The organism is Aeromonas sp. MaB10011B (assembly GCF_017939325.1).
Classification (GTDB): domain Bacteria; phylum Pseudomonadota; class Gammaproteobacteria; order Enterobacterales; family Aeromonadaceae; genus Aeromonas; species Aeromonas caviae.
Genome location: NZ_JAGKRK010000078.1, coordinates 178091 through 194806 on the forward strand (window position 1 = coordinate 178091; position 16716 = coordinate 194806).

The 16716-nt window shown below is 61.5% G+C and carries 18 protein-coding genes; 2 read left to right on the forward strand and 16 right to left on the reverse strand.

Annotated elements, in window-relative coordinates; all coding sequences use genetic code 11:
- Positions 1-161: 161 nt before the first annotated feature.
- The 11 genes from pepB (J9893_RS18445) to J9893_RS18495 form a co-directional block, all read right to left on the reverse strand.
- Positions 162-1445, reverse strand: coding sequence for an aminopeptidase PepB (gene pepB / locus J9893_RS18445; RefSeq protein WP_039038726.1), 1284 nt, complete (start codon positions 1443-1445; stop codon positions 162-164).
- Positions 1442-2743, reverse strand: a complete 1302-nt coding sequence (gene pepB, locus J9893_RS18450) for an aminopeptidase PepB (RefSeq protein WP_109112004.1) — start codon at positions 2741-2743, stop codon at positions 1442-1444. The genes pepB (J9893_RS18445) and pepB (J9893_RS18450) overlap by 4 nt, the downstream gene beginning before the upstream one ends.
- 157 nt (positions 2744-2900) lie before the next feature.
- A complete protein-coding gene (gene fdx, locus J9893_RS18455; protein ID WP_005299781.1) occupies positions 2901-3239 on the reverse strand; it encodes an ISC system 2Fe-2S type ferredoxin in 339 nt (112 codons plus the stop codon).
- 1 nt (position 3240) lies between these two features.
- A complete protein-coding gene (gene hscA, locus J9893_RS18460; RefSeq protein ID WP_052815718.1) occupies positions 3241-5088 on the reverse strand; it encodes a Fe-S protein assembly chaperone HscA in 1848 nt (615 codons plus the stop codon).
- Between the two features lie 28 nt (positions 5089-5116).
- A complete protein-coding gene (gene hscB / locus J9893_RS18465; protein WP_010675057.1) occupies positions 5117-5635 on the reverse strand; it encodes a co-chaperone HscB in 519 nt (172 codons plus the stop codon).
- A gap of 190 nt (positions 5636-5825) precedes the next feature.
- Positions 5826-6149, reverse strand: a complete 324-nt coding sequence (iscA, locus tag J9893_RS18470; protein ID WP_010675058.1) for an iron-sulfur cluster assembly protein IscA — start codon at positions 6147-6149, stop codon at positions 5826-5828.
- Positions 6150-6164: 15 nt separating this feature from the next.
- A complete protein-coding gene (gene iscU, locus J9893_RS18475; RefSeq protein WP_010675059.1) occupies positions 6165-6548 on the reverse strand; it encodes a Fe-S cluster assembly scaffold IscU in 384 nt (127 codons plus the stop codon).
- A gap of 54 nt (positions 6549-6602) precedes the next feature.
- Complete coding sequence (locus J9893_RS18480; RefSeq protein ID WP_010675060.1) at positions 6603-7817, reverse strand: IscS subfamily cysteine desulfurase; 1215 nt, start codon at positions 7815-7817, stop codon at positions 6603-6605.
- Positions 7818-7869: 52 nt separating this feature from the next.
- On the reverse strand, positions 7870-8373 hold the full coding sequence (gene iscR / locus J9893_RS18485) for a Fe-S cluster assembly transcriptional regulator IscR (RefSeq protein WP_025327241.1): 504 nt from the start codon (positions 8371-8373) through the stop codon (positions 7870-7872).
- A 94-nt stretch (positions 8374-8467) separates the two neighbouring features.
- A complete protein-coding gene (gene trmJ / locus J9893_RS18490) occupies positions 8468-9202 on the reverse strand; it encodes a tRNA (cytosine(32)/uridine(32)-2'-O)-methyltransferase TrmJ (protein WP_210600098.1) in 735 nt (244 codons plus the stop codon).
- Positions 9203-9392: 190 nt separating this feature from the next.
- A complete protein-coding gene (locus J9893_RS18495) occupies positions 9393-9905 on the reverse strand; it encodes an SCP2 sterol-binding domain-containing protein (protein ID WP_210600097.1) in 513 nt (170 codons plus the stop codon).
- A 188-nt stretch (positions 9906-10093) separates the two neighbouring features.
- Between J9893_RS18495 and J9893_RS18500 the strand changes: the two genes are divergently transcribed.
- Together J9893_RS18500 and J9893_RS18505 are read left to right on the forward strand one after the other, a co-directional pair.
- Positions 10094-11089 (forward strand): peptidase U32 family protein, encoded by a 996-nt coding sequence (locus J9893_RS18500; RefSeq protein ID WP_128271750.1) that lies wholly within the window; start codon positions 10094-10096, stop codon positions 11087-11089.
- A gap of 12 nt (positions 11090-11101) precedes the next feature.
- Positions 11102-11974 carry a U32 family peptidase gene (locus J9893_RS18505; protein ID WP_210600096.1) on the forward strand — a complete coding sequence of 291 codons (873 nt, stop codon included), beginning with the start codon at positions 11102-11104 and terminating at the stop codon, positions 11972-11974.
- A 75-nt stretch (positions 11975-12049) separates the two neighbouring features.
- Here J9893_RS18505 and nlpI read toward each other — a convergent pair whose 3' ends face one another.
- From nlpI to yajC, 5 genes are all read right to left on the reverse strand, one after another.
- Entirely contained in the window at positions 12050-12982 is a 933-nt protein-coding gene (gene nlpI / locus J9893_RS18510; protein ID WP_282598327.1) for a lipoprotein NlpI, read from the reverse strand.
- Between the two features lie 90 nt (positions 12983-13072).
- Complete coding sequence (locus J9893_RS18515; RefSeq protein WP_039038735.1) at positions 13073-13441, reverse strand: rhodanese-like domain-containing protein; 369 nt, start codon at positions 13439-13441, stop codon at positions 13073-13075.
- A 100-nt stretch (positions 13442-13541) separates the two neighbouring features.
- Positions 13542-14489, reverse strand: coding sequence for a protein translocase subunit SecF (gene secF, locus J9893_RS18520; RefSeq protein ID WP_010675068.1), 948 nt, complete (start codon positions 14487-14489; stop codon positions 13542-13544).
- 9 nt (positions 14490-14498) lie between these two features.
- Positions 14499-16352, reverse strand: a complete 1854-nt coding sequence (secD, locus tag J9893_RS18525) for a protein translocase subunit SecD (RefSeq protein WP_041213022.1) — start codon at positions 16350-16352, stop codon at positions 14499-14501.
- An 18-nt stretch (positions 16353-16370) separates the two neighbouring features.
- The gene (gene yajC / locus J9893_RS18530; RefSeq protein WP_010675070.1) at positions 16371-16706 is read right to left on the reverse strand and encodes a preprotein translocase subunit YajC; all 336 of its coding nucleotides are present in this window, start codon (positions 16704-16706) and stop codon (positions 16371-16373) included.
- Positions 16707-16716 lie beyond the last annotated feature (10 nt).

Below are 16716 nucleotides of genomic sequence, written 5' to 3' on the forward strand. Positions count from 1 at the left end.
TCCTTGAAACAACATGGTGACTCATCTTGTGCCAGGGCAGAGAGAAAAAATGTGCGCTTGCGCACGATCGGCATGCTAATGCCTCAAAACCGTATCAATTGCTCAGCAAAGCAGCACTGGAAAGGGCACCCTGAGGTGCCCTTGTGATGCCGTTCACTGACTCAGCGCGTCTCCGCCATCAGGGTATGGGCGATGGTGCGCATCCCCAGGGTATTGGCCCCGGGCGCCCACAGACTGTCGCCGTTTTCGCTGAAGCAGGCGGCGAGATCGACATGCAGCCAACCTCTTCCCTCATCAGGGACAAAGCGGGAGAGGAAACCTGCCGCATTGGAGGCTCCCCCCGGTCCGCCGCCCGGCACGGGGCGGCTATTGGCGGTGTCGGCATAGTGGGACGGGCACTGCTGGCGATGCCAGGGCTCCAGCGGCAGCGGCCATGCTGGCTCCTGCTCCGCATCCGAATAGGCCATGGCGCGGCTCACCAGCCCCTTGTCCAGTCCAAACAGGGCGTTGTAACGCCCCCCCAGCGCCATCACGGCCGCCCCGGTGAGGGTGGCAGCGTCGATGATGAGCGGCGCACCAGACTCGCCGGCCAGTTGCAAGCCGTCTGCCAGGATCAGACGCCCTTCGGCGTCGGTATTGACCACCTCCACCGTGGTGCCGTTCTTGTAGGTAAGGATGTCACCCAGCTTGTAGGCATGGCCGGATACCAGGTTCTCGGCGCAGCAGAGGATGAGCTTCACCCGCTTGTCGAGGCCACGCAGAATGGCCAGCGCCAGCGCGCCGGTGACGATGGCGGCACCGCCCATGTCGTGTTTCATGGTCAGCATGCCCTGGGAGGTCTTCATGGAGTAGCCGCCGGAATCGAAGGTGATCCCCTTGCCCACCAGGGCGGCAGCTACCGGCGCCTTGGGATCCTTGCCCGGATTGAAATCCAGCTCCAGCATCACGGGCTCGCGGTCACTGCCACGACCCACTTGATAGAGACCGACCCAGCCCGCCTGTTGCAGCGCCTCTCCCTTGAGGATGCGATGGCTGATCCGGTCCGGTGCCAGCTCGGTGAGGAAGGCAGCGGCTTCGACCGCCAACTCCAGCGGCCCCAGCTGCTCCGGAGTGGCGTTGGTCATCTCCCGCACCCAACGCCCGCACAGCCAGCGCGCCTCCAGCTCCTCCCTGTCCTCCTCGGACGAAGTGGCCCACTGCAACCCCACTTCCGCCTTGGGCGTCTGCAGCCCCTGGGCAAAGGCCCACTGCTGCTCCCGCTCCCAGTGGCCAGCCAGGACCACCTGCTGGATCCCCTGGCTGCACAGGCGCCGCGCCGCCTGCTGGATATCCAGCAAGGGAGTGGCGCTCACCAGATGGATCACCATGCCGTCGGCACGGTGGGAGAGCAGTGCCCCCTCCCCCCACTCGGCCGGTGCAAACTCTCGGCTCAACCAGACGTTCATGCGCACACCTCCTGCAGCCAGCGGGCAATCGTGCGAAGACCATGGCCCTTGGCCCCGGTCGCCCAGAGCTCATTGCCCGACTTCTGATAGGAAGCGGCCAGGTCCAGGTGCACCCAGCCCTTGCCTTCGTCACGGACGAAGCGCGACAGGAACGCCGCTGCCGTGGTGGCGCCGGCAGTACCTTCTGCGGACGCCACGTTGCCCAGCTCGGCAAAGGCCGAGGTGAGCTGGCCTGCGTGCCAGGGTTCGAGCGGCAGCGGCCAGGCCTTCTCGTTTTCGGCGTTGGCGGCCGCCAGCGCGCGCACCTGCTCCGCCTCATCAAGGGCAAACACGGCATTGTAGTCGCGGCCCAGCGCGGTCTTGGCGGCGCCGGTCAGGGTGGCAGCGTCGAGGATGTAGGCAGCCCCGCTTTCGCTCGCAGCCAGCAGGCCGTCTGCCAGCACCAAGCGACCTTCCGCATCGGTGTTCTGGATCTCGACCGAGATGCCGTTGCGATAGGTGAGGATGTCGCCGAGCTTGAAGGCGTGGCCGGAGACCAGGTTCTCGGCGCAGCAGAGGATGAGCTTGACCCGCTTGTTCAGGCCACGGCTGATGGCCAGTGCCAGGGCGCCGGTCACCATGGCGGCGCCGCCCATGTCGGACTTCATCGGCAGCATGTTGTCGGAGGACTTCATGGAGTAGCCGCCGGAATCGAAGGTGATCCCCTTGCCCACCAGCGCCGCGACCACAGGGGCGTTGGCATCCCCGGTCGGGTTGTAGTCGAGCTCGAGCAGCACGGGCTCGCGCTCACTGCCACGGCCCACCGACCAGATCCCGATATGACCCGATTCACGCAAGGCCTCGCCAGCGGTGATGCGGGCGGTCACCTTGTCACCGCCGAGGCTGCGAATGAGCAGCAGAGCGGACTCCGCCAGGCTCATGGGGTAGATGGCTTCCGGGCAGCCGTTGGTCACCTCGCGCACCCAGTGGGTCGCTTTGAGCAAGGCGGCGAGTTCGGCCGCTTCCTGCTCGCTCTGTTCACCAAAATCGAGCTCGCGAACCCCCTTGGCGGCATAGAAGCCCTGGGCAAAGGCGTAACGACGCTCCCCATTCCACCCCTCGCCCACCAGCTTGATGCGCTTGATGCCGCTCGACTCGAGGCGTCTGGCACCGCGCTGGATGGCGCGCAGCGCCTCCTTCTCCTGGCCAGCGGCCAGATGGAGATGGGCCTCGTCCCCGTTGAAACTGAGCAGGGCACCCTCGCCCCACTGGGCGGCGGCAGCCTGGGACGACAACCTTACGTTCATCATGTCAGCCATGTTCTCTTGCTTCCTTTTTATTGGCACTTTCATCAACGAATAGGGAAATCACGGGCACAAAAAAGGCCGCTCCCTCAAGGGTCACGGCCTTCACCATATCATTACTGCACCATGAGATGCTGCACGCGCAATTCACTCATGTGTAATTAAGGGGTCATCAGTGGCGCTCGGACGCCAGATTCAGGGTGTACTTGGGCAGTTCCACCACCAGATCCTCGTCCGCCAGTCTGGCCTGGCAGCTGAGACGGGATTCCGGCTCCAGCCCCCACGCCTTGTCCAGCATGTCGTCTTCCAGCTCGTCGCTCGGCTCGAGGGAGTCGAACCCTTCCCGCACCACGCAGTGGCAGGTGGTGCAGGCACAGGACTTCTCGCAAGCGTGCTCGATCTCGATGCCATTGCGCAGCGCGATATCCAGAATGGTTTCACCGGTCGCACCTTCGAGGGCCGCGCCGTCCGGACAGAGCTCGGGATGGGGCAGAATAATCAGTTTTGGCATATCACACCTTGTTGACGTTTTGTCCGGTCAGCACCTTGCGGATGGAGGCATCCATCCGGCGGGCTGCAAATTCGCCACTGGCAGCATCCGCTGCCTCGATGGCCTCTTTGATCTGGTTGGTGGTGCCCGTGCTGCGCATGGTCAGCAGATGGGCGATGGCGGCATCCAGCTCGGCCCGCTCGGCGGGGCTCAATAAGGCCTCGCCATCGGCGGCCAGCGCGGCGTTGAGACTCTCGACCACCCGGTCGGCCTCGACCTGTTGCTCCGCCAACATGCGGGCGTCCATGTCCTGCTGGGCATTGGCGATGGAGGCGCTCAGCATGTTGAGGATGTCATCCTCACCCAGTCCATAGGAGGGCTTGACCTGGATCTCGGCCTGCACGCCGGAGGATTTCTCCATGGCGCTGACCGACAGCAGACCGTCCGCATCCACCTGGAAGGTAACGCGAATGTGGGCCGCCCCCGCCGCCATGGGCGGAATGCCGGTCAGGGTGAAGCGGGCCAGGGAGCGGCAATCGGCCACCAGCTCGCGCTCTCCCTGCACCACGTGGATGGCCATTGCGGTCTGGCCATCCTTGAAGGTGGTGAACTCCTGGGCGCGAGCCACCGGAATGGTGGTATTGCGCGGGATCACCTTCTCGGCGAGGCCGCCCATGGTCTCAAGACCGAGGGAAAGCGGGATGACGTCCAGCAGCAGCATCTCGGCGTCGGGCTTGTTGCCCACCAGGATGTCGGCCTGGATGGCGGCACCGATGGCCACCACCTTGTCAGGGTCAATGCTGGTCAAGGGGGTGCGGCCGAAGAACTCGCCCACCCGCTCGCGCACCAGCGGCACCCGGGTCGAGCCACCGACCATCACCACTTCCAGTACCTCTTCCTGCTCGAGACCCGCATCGCGCAGGGCGCGCCGACAGGCCTGCAGGGTGCGCTTGACCAGGGGCTGGATCAGCTCGTCAAACTGGCTGCGGGTGACGGTACCCTGCCAGCCGGCAAAGGTGCAGGAAACGGCATCGGCATCGGTGAGGCCGTGCTTGATGCTGGCCGCCGCATCCAGCAACTCGCGCTGGGTACGGGCATCGAGCTGACCGGACAACCCGGCTTGCTCTTTGAGCCAGTCCGCCAGCAGATGGTCAAAATCGTCACCACCGAGTGCCGAGTCGCCACCGGTGGCCATCACCTCAAACACCCCGCGATGCAGGCGCAGGATGGAGATATCGAAGGTTCCGCCACCCAGGTCATAGACGGCGATCACCCCTTCCTGGCCGGAGTCGAGGCCATAGGCGATGGCCGCCGCCGTGGGTTCGTTGAGCAACCGCAGTACATGCAGACCGGCCAGTCTGGCCGCGTCCTTGGTGCCCTGACGCTGGGCATCGTCAAAATAGGCGGGCACCGTGATGACCACGCCGTCGAGGTCTCCCCCGAGGGACGCGGCACCGCGCTCGGCCAGTTTTTTCAGGATCTCGGCCGAGACCTGCACCGGGTTGACCAGCCCCTGGCGGGTCTGCAACTGGGGCATGCCCGTCTCGGTAGCCACGAACTCGTAAGGCTGCTGACGGGTATCGATATCGGCCAGCGCCTTGCCCATCATCCGCTTGACCGAGACGATGGTGTTGTGGGGATCGAGGGCCGCCTCACGCTTGGCATCGAAGCCAACCCGGATGGTATCGGCCTGGTAATGGACCACGGAAGGCAGCAGATCACGCCCCTGCTCGTCACAGAGGGTGTCGGCCTGGCCGCTGCGCACGGCGGCGACCAAGGAGTTGGTGGTGCCAAGATCGATGCCGACGGCACGTTTATGCTGGTGAGGCGCGGCGCTCTGGCCTGGCTCGGCAATTTGCAGTAATGCCATGGGTAATCACAATTCCTGCGTTAGAGGGTCAAGACTCGAACAGCGAGTCTTCGAATCGTTCCAGCTCCTCGAGGAGCTTGTCGACAAATTTGAGCTTGCGAACGCAATCCGCCGCCTGCAGATCCTCACCCCTGGTGAGAGAGTCGGTCAGCCGTTGCATCAACGCCTGGTGATCATGCCTGATCTCCTGGCGAAAATCCTTGATGGCGCCCTCAGGGTCGGCGTCGCCCTTGAGATCAGCCAGCCGCTCTCGCCACTCCAGCTGTTGCATCAGAAAGGCAGGATCTTGCAGTGTCTGCTGCTCGCCGCGAATATCGGTGCCCCGCAAGGAGAGCAGATACTCGGCTCGGCGCAAGGGGGCCTTGAGGGTGGTAAAGGCATCGTTGATCTGGGCAGCACGCTGCACGGCAGCAAGCTGCTCCCGCTCGGGGGCAGTCGCAAAACGATCGGGATGGAACTGGGTCTGCAGCTGACGATAGGTGTCAGCCAGTTGGCGAGTATCGAGCTCGAAGCCCTCAGCCAGCCCGAACAGCTCGAAATGATTCATCCTTCGTCCTCAGACAATAGCGCTGGGAGTGCAACCACACTCGTCTTGAAATTGAAAGCAGTGGCATGGACTGGCGTCCACACCACTGTGTTGATGAGCAAGGTGTTGATCACAAGAGACTCGCCGCAACAGGGCTCACCCTTGGGGCTACGAGGCGTTGCAAACATGGGCGATCTGTCAATCGAACCACTTACACGCTGAAGCTTTCGCCACAACCACATTCGCCCTTGGCATTCGGGTTGTTGAACTGGAAGCCCTCGTTGAGGCCTTCCTTCACGAAGTCCAGCTCGGTGCCATCCAGGTGGATCAGGCTCTTGGCATCCACGATGATCTTGACGCCTTTCTGCTCAAATACCTGATCCTCGGCAGCCAGCTCATCCACGAACTCGAGCACATAGGCAAGGCCAGAACAGCCGGTCGTCTTGACGCCGAGGCGCAGGCCGATGCCCTTGCCCCGGTTGATCATGAAGGAGGAAACCCGCGCCGCTGCGGCATCTGTCATGGTTATGGCCATACTGCTCTCCGGACCTTAAAGACCTTTCTTCTGCTTGTAATCGGCGATGGCGGCCTTGATGGCATCCTCCGCCAGAATGGAGCAGTGGATCTTCACCGGCGGCAGCGCCAGCTCTTCGGCGATGTCGGTGTTCTTGATACCGGCCGCTTCGTCCAGGGTCTTGCCCTTGACCCACTCGGTCACCAGGGAGCTGGAGGCGATAGCGGAACCACAGCCGTAGGTCTTGAACTTGGCATCTTCGATGATGCCATCGTCGCTGATCTTCAGTTGCAGCTTCATGACGTCACCACAGGCCGGTGCACCGACCATGCCGGTGGCGACGCTGGGATCGTTCTTGTCAAAACCACCGACGTTGCGGGGATTCTCGTAGTGGTCGATTACTTTTTCACTGTAAGCCATATCTAACTCCTGCTAATTCCGTTGTTCACCAGACCCTTGCCATGCTGGCAAGGATCAGTGATGTGCCCATTCGACCGTGTTCAGATCGACGCCATCCTTGAACATCTCCCACAGGGGGGACATCTCGCGCAGACGACCGATGGAGTCGCAGATGAGCTTGATTGCGTAGTCGATCTCTTCTTCGGTGGTGAAGCGACCGATGCTGAAACGGATGGAGCTGTGTGCCAGCTCGTCGTTCAGACCCAGGGCGCGCAGCACGTAGGAAGGTTCCAGGCTGGCCGAGGTACAGGCAGAACCGGAAGAGACCGCCAGATCCTTCAGTGCCATGATGAGGGATTCCCCTTCCACATAGGCGAAGCTGACGTTCAGGTTACCCGGTACACGCTGATCCAGATCCCCGTTGATATAGACTTCTTCGATGTTCTTGATGCCATCCCACAGACGCTGGCGCAGGGCCATGATGTGCTGGCTCTCGCTCGCCATCTCTTCCTTGGCGATGCGGAAAGCTTCCCCCATGCCGACGATCTGGTGGGTTGCCAGGGTACCGGAGCGCATGCCGCGCTCGTGGCCACCGCCATGCATCTGGGCTTCCAGACGAACACGGGGCTTGCGGCGCACATACAGGGCGCCAATGCCTTTCGGGCCGTATACCTTGTGGGCGGACATGGAGAGCAGATCAACCTTGAGCGCTTCCACGTCGACCGGGATCTTGCCCACGCTCTGGACGGCGTCCACGTGCAGCAGGATCTTGCGGGAACGGCACAGCTCGCCGATGGCAGCGATGTCTTGCACCACCCCGATCTCGTTGTTGGCGTGCATGATGCTGACCAAGATGGTGTCATCACGCAGGGCGCCTTCGATCTGCTCAAGGGTGAACAGGCCATTGGGCATGGGCTCGAGGTAGGTCACCTCATAGCCTTCCCGCTCCAGTTGGCGGCAAGTATCCAGCACGGCTTTGTGCTCGGTCTTGGAGGTGACGATGTGCTTGCCCTTGCCGGCGTAGAAATGGGCGATGCCCTTGATGGCCAGGTTGTTGGACTCGGTCGCACCGGAGGTAAAGACGATCTCGCGCGGGTCCGCGCCGATCAGCTCTGCCACTTGATTACGGGCCAGATCCACCGCCTCTTCGGCCTGCCAGCCGAAACGGTGGGAACGGGAGGCTGGGTTGCCGAACAGGCCGTCCATGGTGAGGCACTGCATCATTTTTTCTGCGACACGCGGGTCCACCGGACAGGTTGCCGAATAATCAAGGTAAATAGGCAGTTTCATCTTTTTCTCCGTTACGACGGGGTCACACAGCGACTCGTCGTGGAAAGCACGTTTATAGTTGGACTTTCAAGCTCACATCACCGCGTTCGGCCCGATCAACCAGGGACAACACGGTCTTCATTTGTTCATCTTGCTTGCCGGCGATACGGCGCACATCGGCCTGACCAACCAGCTCGGCCAGGGTGATATCCCCCAGGAAACTGGAGATGCGTTCGCTCAGATCCCGCCACAAGGAGTGGGTCAGGCACTGGGTACCACCGTGGCAGCCCCCTTTGCCGAGGCACTTGGTCGCATCGACCGATTCATCGACCGCGGTGATCACCTGACCAACCGAAATCTCGCCAGGGGCCAGACCGAGGCGATAGCCGCCACCGGGGCCACGTACGCTGCTCACCAGACCATGCTTGCGCAGACGGGCAAACAGTTGTTCCAGATAGGACAAGGAGATGCCCTGGCGCTCTGAAATATCAGCCAGGGGCACGGGCCCCTGCTCTGCATGCAACGCCACGTCGAGCATGGCTGTCACCGCGTAACGTCCTTTTGAGGTCAGTCTCATATGCCTTACCGTCTTGCGAACCAATCAATATGTGGCATATGGTCACATACCCGACTAAATCAGTCAAGTATATGCTTGAGTAAATCAGTCGGGATTAATCCTGTGCCCTGGACTTCTGGACAGAGGTGAGAATGCCCCGCAGGATGTTCAACTCCACCGCTTCGGGTCTGGCCCGATTGAATAGACGACGCAGTTTGCTCATCACATGGCCTGGATGGTCATCGGCAATGAACCCCGTCTTTTGCAGCGTCTGCTCCAGATGCTGATAAAACCCTTCCAGTTGCTGGGCGCTGGGGAACTCGACCCGCTCATCCTCCGGGGCCGAATGCTCCTGGTTCTGTACTTCCAGCCAGCGCATCCGCACCTCGTAACAAAGGGTCTGCACTGCCATGGCCAGATTGAGGGAGCTGTATTCTGGATTGGCGGGAATGGCCACATGGAAGTGGCATTTTTGCAGTTCGTCATTGGTGAGGCCGGTACGTTCACGGCCAAACACCAACGCGACCGGGTGCTCCATGCCCTCGGCAACCAGCTTCTCGCCCGCTTCACGGGGATCCAGCATGGGCCAGCTCAAGGTGCGGGAACGGGCACTGGTGCCGATGACCAGACCACAGTCGGCAATGGCTTCATCCAGGGTCGGCACGATTCGGGCGCGAGACAGGATATCGCTCGCCCCCGCCGCCAAGGCGACGGCCTCCTCATCCGGCTGGGCCTGGGGATCGACCAACACCAGTTGAGTCAGCCCCATGGTCTTCATGGCCCGCGCCGCGGATCCCATGTTGCCGGTGTGAGAGGTGTTTACCAACACGATACGAATCTGATCCAACATGCCCAGTCAATCTTCAGTCAAAAATGGCGCGCAATTGTAACATAACCAATCGCTATTTTGGCACCGCTTCCGACCAGGCATTTCTGCACAAACAGACAGATGATACATCCCCACCCTGCGTGGTCACGCTGACAGTGGGGTACTGCGGCTCAAGTTCACCTGTTCCGCAGCACTCGGGCAAGAAAACGGCTCAGCCCATTGTCGCGGCAGTGGGCACGTGCGTCTCGCGGGCCCGCTCGATAAAGGTCGCCAGATCCATCAGGGGGAATTTCATCAATCCCAGCCCGTCCAGATCCAGGCTGTCCATCAGATTTTTCACCTCCAGGCCCAGCTCGGTATCCCCCTCTATCTTCAGCCGACGCTGGAAGAAGAGGGAATCCGGGTCTTCACGGCGCCCGGCGATCAGAACAAGATCCTGGCTATTGCCGCTGAAACAGACATCGGCGTGCTCACACTTCCTTGCCACCACCAATTTGCCCTCCCGCTCGCTGATAAACCAGCATAGCCCCAGATCGCTGACTTCCACTTTCAGCCACTTGCCCGCAAGAAACGCAAATTCCCCCTCTTCGATGGCCTCCCGGAATACCCTGCCCAGCAGGGCCTCCATCAGGTTTTGTTGCAAAGGGAAGGGCACCAGCTTGAGGGGGTGGCGCAAGAGACGGGGTGCCTGTTCGACCAGGCGACGTTGCAGATGTTGAAACACGATAAACTCCCAGTTTTTTGCGCATTCAAGCACAGCCCCTTCGGCAAGATCCTGTTGAAAATCAAACTTGTGCCCACTTACCTCAAGAAGGGTAAAGCCACCTAAAGCTGCCTCAGGTCAAAAAGCGGGGGCGCAAGCATGCATACAATCGGGCCACTTTGCATTTTTGCCCTCTCGGAGCGTACCCGATGGAATTACTCTGCCCGGCAGGCAGCCTGCCGGCACTGAAGACAGCCGTGGATAACGGGGCCGATGCGGTCTACATCGGCTTCAAGGATGACACCAATGCCCGCCACTTCGCCGGGCTCAACTTCACCGACAGCAAGCTGGAAAGAGCGGTTGACTATGTCCACCAGCATGGCCGCAAGCTTCACATCGCCATCAATACCTTTGCCCACCCGGGCTCCGATGCCCGCTGGAAGCAGGCCGTGGACAAAGGGGTGGCGCTCGGTGCCGATGCTCTGATCATCGCCGATCTCGCCGTGCTCGATTATGCAAGCCGTCGTCATCCCGACATGGAGCTGCATGTCTCGGTCCAGGCCAGCGCCACCAACGCCGCCGCCATCCGCTTCTACCAGCAGCACTTCAACGTCGGCCGGGTGGTGCTGCCGCGGGTGCTCTCCATGCATCAGGTGAAGCAGCTTGCCCGCGAGACCGACGTCGGCCTCGAGGTGTTCGCCTTCGGCAGCCTCTGCATCATGGCGGAAGGGCGCTGCTACCTCTCCTCCTACATGACCGGCGAGAGCCCCAACACCGTCGGTGCCTGCTCACCGGCCAAGTTCGTGCGCTGGGAGGAGACCCCGAGCGGCCTCGAATCCCGCCTCAACGAGGTGCTGATCGACCGCTACGGCCCGGGGGAAAACGCCGGCTACCCGACCCTGTGCAAGGGGCGCTTCGAGGTGGATGGCCAGACCTATCACGCGCTGGAGGAGCCCACCAGCCTCAACACCCTCGGCCTCCTGCCCGAGCTGTTCCAGACCGGCATCCAGTCAGTCAAGATCGAGGGGCGCCAGCGCAGCCCCGCCTATGTGGAGCAGGTGACCCGGGTCTGGCGCGCCGCCATCGACGCCTATCAGGCCAACCCCGAGGCCTATCAGGTCAAGGCTGAGTGGGATGCCCAGCTCGCCCGTGTCTCCGAGGGGAGCCAGACCACCCTCGGTGCCTATCATCGCCAGTGGCAATAAGGAGCCCTGTTCATGAAATTCTCTCTCGGCCCCCTGCTCTTCTACTGGCCCAAGGCTGACACCCAGGGCTTCTATCAGGCGGCGGCCGCCAGCCAGGCCGACATCGTCTATCTGGGGGAAACCGTCTGCAGCAAGCGGCGCGAACTGAAAGTGGATGACTGGATTGCCCTCGCCCGTCAGGTGGCCGGCTCGGGCAAGCAGGCGGTACTCTCCACGCTGGCGCTGATCTCAGCTCCCTCCGAGCTCAAGGAGGTCAAGCGGCTGGTCGACAACGGCGAGCTGATGATCGAGGCCAACGATCTGGGGGCCGTCCAGCTCGCCAGTGAAGCCGGGCTGCCGTTCGTCTGCGGCCCCGCCATCAACGCCTACAACGCCGACGTGCTGCGCATGCTGCTCAAACAGGGAATGCAGCGCTGGGTGATGCCGGTGGAGCTCTCCCGCGACTGGCTGATGCAGCTCAATCAGGATCTGGGCAGGGAGCGCCAGCAGTTCGAGGTGGAGGTGTTCGCCTATGGTCATCTGCCGCTCGCCTACTCGGCACGCTGCTTCACCGCCCGCTCCCTCGACCGACCCAAGGACAACTGCGAACTGGCCTGCATCCACTACCCCATCGGCCGGCTTGCCAGCAGCCGCGAGGGGCAGAAGGTGTTCAACCTCAACGGCATCCAGACTCAGTCCGGTTACTGCTACAACCTGGGCAACGAGCTCAAGGGGATGGAGGGGCTGGTGGATGTGGTGCGCCTCTCTCCCGAAGGCATGGAGACCCTGACGATGCTGGAGCGCTTCAAGGCCAACGAACAGGGGATGGCCCCCCTGCCCCTGCTGCAGGAACGGGACTGCAACGGTTACTGGCGCCAGATCCCCGGCATGAGCCTGGTGGAGTAGCGGCACACCCCGTGTCACCAGACAGCAAAAAGGCCTCGTCAAGAGGCCTTTTTCATGGGGTTCAAACCCGTTTCGTCACGCTTTGCCGCTCTTGCCCTGGGCTCCGGGTGGCTGGGGCTTGCGCGCCATCAGTTCCAGCTCCAGCAAGGCATAGCGATGCTCGATGAAGTCATAGACGTTGTTGGCCAGCGCCAGCTTGAAGTAGCTGATGGCTTCCTTGCGGTTACCCTTGGCCAGCTCGAACTTGCCGAGGTAGAAGTAGGTCTCGCACAGGCGCTCGGCGAGCTCCCTGTTGTCCTTGACCCCTTTCACCACGTTGCTCATCAACTGGGTGGCATTGATGTCGCCCGTATAGAGGCGCACCAGATCCCAGTTCCAGGCGTCGTCGTCATACTTGTTGAGCCGCTCGCGCATCCGGCTCATGGCCGCCTGTCCGTTGAGCTTCTGCTCGGCCAGATAGAGCCAGATCACCCGATAAGGGTCTTCCGGTTGCGCCTCGTAGAAGCGCTTCATATCCGCCGCGGCAAGCTCGGGGCGATTGCCGTAATAGAGCGCGATTCCCCGGTTGAGATAGGCGTAGTCGTAATCCGGGGCGAGCTCTAGGGCGGAGTCGAACGCCTCATAGGCCTCGTCGTAGTTCTGCTGTTGAACCAGGTAGACACCGATGAAGTTGTAGGCCTCGGCAAAATCCGGCTTCTCCCGCAGGGCGCGGTTGAAGTCGAGTCGCGCCAGGGAACGCAAGCCCACCCGGTCAAACACCACGGCACGCTCATAGAAGAGTTCTGCCCGCTGTTCGGTCGTCAATTCCATTTCACTGAGCATCTGCCCGAGTCGCGCCAACGCCAACTCGCTCTGGTAAGAGACCTGCAAGGGGGTCGCCAATACCAGTGAAGCGGGTTGCGGCTTGGGAACTTGAGGCGCTTTTACCTGACTGCTACTGCTGCAACCCCACAAGGGGAGCAACAACAGGATACCCGTGAGGTATCCAATCCCTATCCTGACGTTCAATGAACACTCCGACGCTTACGCTTGACCCCGCATATGGTAAAGATCACGGGGCCGTTTGTCATGTGGCGCAGCCCCTCTCCCTCAAATAAATCAGGATTCGACAGGGTATCCGGCATCGCTCCAGCCGCGAAAGCCTCCATCGACGCTGACGACCCGGGAATAACCCATCTTCTGCAGGTTATCCGCCACCAGGATGGAGCGAAATCCCCCACCACAATAGAGGTAGAGTTCGGTGTCGGGATCCGGATACCGGGTCTCGATGTCACGCTCTATCACCCCGCGCCCGAGATAGGTGGCCCCCGGCAGATGGCCCCTGGCCCACTCGCTCTCTTCGCGCACGTCGATCAGATGAAATGCTCGGCCCTCATCCTGCCAGCGCTTGATCTGGTGCACATCGGTTTCCTGCACCTGCGGGCGGATGGCCTCTACCAGGGCCAGAAAACGGGGATTGTGTTGCATGGGCTTGCTCCTTGCTTTGGGTAATGGATGCTGGGTTGTGGGGAGCATCATGACTCACCCCGGCCACAAGAGAAAGGGCGCCTTGCGGCGCCCTTGTCTGTTACGGCAGGATCTCTTGCTGATCCGCGCCCTCTTTTTCCACCTGGGTCGGCAGCATGTGCTCCCGCTTGATCCCGAGGAACATGGCTGAGGCGCTCGCCACATAGATGGAGGAGTAGGTCCCGAAGGCCACCCCGATCACCATGGCGATGGAGAAACCGTGGATCAGAGGCCCGCCTTTGAGCAGCAGTGCCACCACCACCACGAAGGTCAACCCCGAGGTGATGATGGTCCGGCTCAGGGTCTCGGTCATGGAGAGATCCATGATCTCCGCGGTGTCCCCACGGCGTACCTTGCGGAAATTCTCCCGCACCCGGTCGAACACAACGATGGTGTCGTTCAGGGAGTACCCCACCAGCGTCATCAGCGCCGCCAGCACGGTCAGGTCGAACTCGTACTGGAAGTAGGCAAAGATGCCGAGGGTGATGATCACGTCGTGAGCCAGGGAGAGGATGCCCCCCGTGGCCAGACGCCACTCGAAGCGCACCGCCACGTAGATCAGGATACAGATGATGGAGGCCAGCATGGCCAGGGCACCGTCGGTGGCCAGCTCGTCACCCACGGAGGGACCGACGAACTCGACACGCTTGAGCACGGCGCTCTCGTCGACCAGCTTGGCGGCCGCCAGGACCTCGTTGCCCTGCTGCTCGACCTTGACGCCCTCTTGGGGGGCCATGCGCACCAGCACATCACGGCTGGAGCCGAAGAACTGCAGGGTCGCCCCGTCAATCTTCTGCTGATCCAGCGCCTCGTGCATCTTGTCCAGGCTCACAGACTGCTGGAACCCCACCTCGATGGTGGTACCGCCGGTGAAGTCCAGCCCCCAGTTCAGGCCACGATCGTACAGAACGTAGAGGGCGAGCACCGTCACCAGAGCAGAGAGGACCATACCCAGCTTGGCGAAACGCATGAAGGGGATGGGCTTTTCAAAATGTAGAATTTGAAACATGTCTCTTCCTTAGATCGGCAGCTTGTCGATGCGCCGTCCACCCCAGGCCAGGTTGATGATGGCGCGGGATACCGTGATGGCAGTGAACATGGACGCCGTCAGGCCGATCCCGAGGGTCAGGGCGAAGCCCTTGATGGCACCGGTACCGATACCGAACAGGATCACGCAGGTGATGAGCGAGGTGATGTTGGAGTCAGCGATGGTGGAGAAGGCGCGATCAAAGCCCATGTGAATGGCTTGCTGCACCCCGCGACCATTGCGGATCTCTTCACGAATACGCTCGTAGATCAGCACGTTCGCATCCACCGCCATCCCCAGCGTCAACACGATACCGGCGATGCCCGGCAGGGTCATGGTGGCCCCCGGGATCATCGACATGATACCGACGATGAGCACCAGGTTCATGGTCAGCGCCAGATTGGCCACCCAGCCGAAGGCACGGTAGTAGATCCCCATGAAGAGCACGATCACCAGCATGGCCCAGCCGATGGCTTCCATCCCGCTGTCGATGTTCTGCTGACCCAGGCTCGGGCCTATGGTGCGCTCTTCGACGATCTGGATGGGGGCAATCAGGGCACCGGCACGCAGTAGCAGCGCCAGGTTGTGGGCTTCGTTGGCGTTGTCGATCCCGGTGATGCGGAACTGGCTACCCAGGCGAGACTGGATGGTGGCGACGTTGATCACCTCCTCCTGCTTGCGGAACTTGCGCTTGCCGTCCGGACCAGGCTGACCCACCGGCTTGTACTCGATGAAGACGGTCGCCATCCCCTTGCCAACGTTGTCCTTGGTAAAGTTGGCCATCTTGTTGCCACCCTGACCATCGAGCTTGATGTTGACCTGAGGACGGCTGTATTCATCGAAACCGGACTGGGCACCCACGATGTGGTCACCAGTCAGGATCACGCGCTTTTGCAGTACCACGGGACGACCGTTGCGATCGTTGTAGACCTTGGAGCTCGGCGGCACGCGGCCTGCGGCAGCGGCCTGGATATCGGCAGCCTCATCGACCATGTGGAACTCCAGGGTCGCGGTGGCCCCCAGGATCTCCTTGGCACGGGCGGTGTCCTGGATCCCCGGCAGCTCGACGATGATACGCTCACCGCCCTGCTGCTGGACCAGCGGCTCGGCCACACCCAGTTCGTTCACCCGGTTGCGGATGATGGTGATGTTCTGCTCGAGGGCATACTTCTTCACCTCTTTGACCTTGGCTTCGCTCAGACTGGCCAGCAGGATGAAGTCATCCCCTTTCTGGTCGGTGGTGAAGACAAGATCCGCATTCTGGCGACGCAGGAAGGAGAGTGCCTTGGCCTGATCGGCCTCGTCACGGAAGACCACCTGCACCTGATCCCCGACCCGGCGTACACCGGAGTAGCGGATCTTCTGGGTACGCAGCTCGGCGCGGAAATCCTGCACCATCTGTTCCTGCTGCTTGGCCAGCGCTTCGGCCATGTCCACTTCCATCAGGAAGTGCACACCGCCCCGCAGGTCAAGACCGAGCTTCAGGGGCGCCGCGCCGATGGCCTCAAGCCAGGCGGGGGTCGACGGTGCCAGGTTGAGGGCGGTGATGAAATTGTCGCCCAGCTTGTTGGCCACGATGTCGCGCGCCTTGAGCTGGTCTTCGGTGTTGTTGAAACGGATCAGGATGAAGCCGTGCTCGAACGCCGCATGCTTGACCGGGATCTTCGCCTCGTCGAGGGTTTCCTTCACCTGGTCGAGGGTTTCTAGTTTGACTTCGGCACCACGGCTGGCAGAGACCTGCAAGGCCGGGTCTTCGCCGTAAAGATTGGGGGCTGCATATAGAAAACCGATGGCGATCACGACGATCACCATCAGGTATTTCCACAGCGGATAGCGATTTAACACGCTGTGCTCCTCGGGAGATTAGAGGGACTGGATAGAACCCTTGGGCAGAACGGCAGAGACGAAGTCACGCTTGATGGTGACCTGGGTCTGATCGTTCAGGGCCAGCACAATGTAGTCGCTGTCGGCGGAAACCTTGGCGATCTTGCCGACCAGGCCACCGGAAGTGAGCACTTCGTCGCCCTTGGAGAGGGAGCTCATCAGATTGCGATGCTCCTTGGCACGCTTGGCCTGGGGACGGTAGATCATGAAGTAGAAGATGAGACCGAACACGGCCAGCATGATGATCATTTCCATGCCACCACCCTGTGCTGCCGGAGCCGCGCCTTCTGCATACGCCTTGGAGATAATGCTCATTTAACAACCT

What these genes read in the sequence shown, in the direction of transcription:
- pepB (WP_039038726.1), bottom strand. Translation starts at nt 1,445, where the DNA reads ATGAACGTCTGGTTGAGCCGAGAGTTTGCACCGGCCGAGTGGGGGGAG.
- pepB (WP_109112004.1), bottom strand. Translation starts at nt 2,743, where the DNA reads ATGGCTGACATGATGAACGTAAGGTTGTCGTCCCAGGCTGCCGCCGCC.
- fdx (WP_005299781.1), bottom strand. Translation starts at nt 3,239, where the DNA reads ATGCCAAAACTGATTATTCTGCCCCATCCCGAGCTCTGTCCGGACGGC.
- hscA (WP_052815718.1), bottom strand. Translation starts at nt 5,088, where the DNA reads ATGGCATTACTGCAAATTGCCGAGCCAGGCCAGAGCGCCGCGCCTCAC.
- hscB (WP_010675057.1), bottom strand. Translation starts at nt 5,635, where the DNA reads ATGAATCATTTCGAGCTGTTCGGGCTGGCTGAGGGCTTCGAGCTCGAT.
- iscA (WP_010675058.1), bottom strand. Translation starts at nt 6,149, where the DNA reads ATGGCCATAACCATGACAGATGCCGCAGCGGCGCGGGTTTCCTCCTTC.
- iscU (WP_010675059.1), bottom strand. Translation starts at nt 6,548, where the DNA reads ATGGCTTACAGTGAAAAAGTAATCGACCACTACGAGAATCCCCGCAAC.
- J9893_RS18480 (WP_010675060.1), bottom strand. Translation starts at nt 7,817, where the DNA reads ATGAAACTGCCTATTTACCTTGATTATTCGGCAACCTGTCCGGTGGAC.
- iscR (WP_025327241.1), bottom strand. Translation starts at nt 8,373, where the DNA reads ATGAGACTGACCTCAAAAGGACGTTACGCGGTGACAGCCATGCTCGAC.
- trmJ (WP_210600098.1), bottom strand. Translation starts at nt 9,202, where the DNA reads ATGTTGGATCAGATTCGTATCGTGTTGGTAAACACCTCTCACACCGGC.
- J9893_RS18500 (WP_128271750.1), top strand. Translation starts at nt 10,094, where the DNA reads ATGGAATTACTCTGCCCGGCAGGCAGCCTGCCGGCACTGAAGACAGCC.
- J9893_RS18505 (WP_210600096.1), top strand. Translation starts at nt 11,102, where the DNA reads ATGAAATTCTCTCTCGGCCCCCTGCTCTTCTACTGGCCCAAGGCTGAC.
- J9893_RS18515 (WP_039038735.1), bottom strand. Translation starts at nt 13,441, where the DNA reads ATGCAACACAATCCCCGTTTTCTGGCCCTGGTAGAGGCCATCCGCCCG.
- secF (WP_010675068.1), bottom strand. Translation starts at nt 14,489, where the DNA reads ATGTTTCAAATTCTACATTTTGAAAAGCCCATCCCCTTCATGCGTTTC.
- yajC (WP_010675070.1), bottom strand. Translation starts at nt 16,706, where the DNA reads ATGAGCATTATCTCCAAGGCGTATGCAGAAGGCGCGGCTCCGGCAGCA.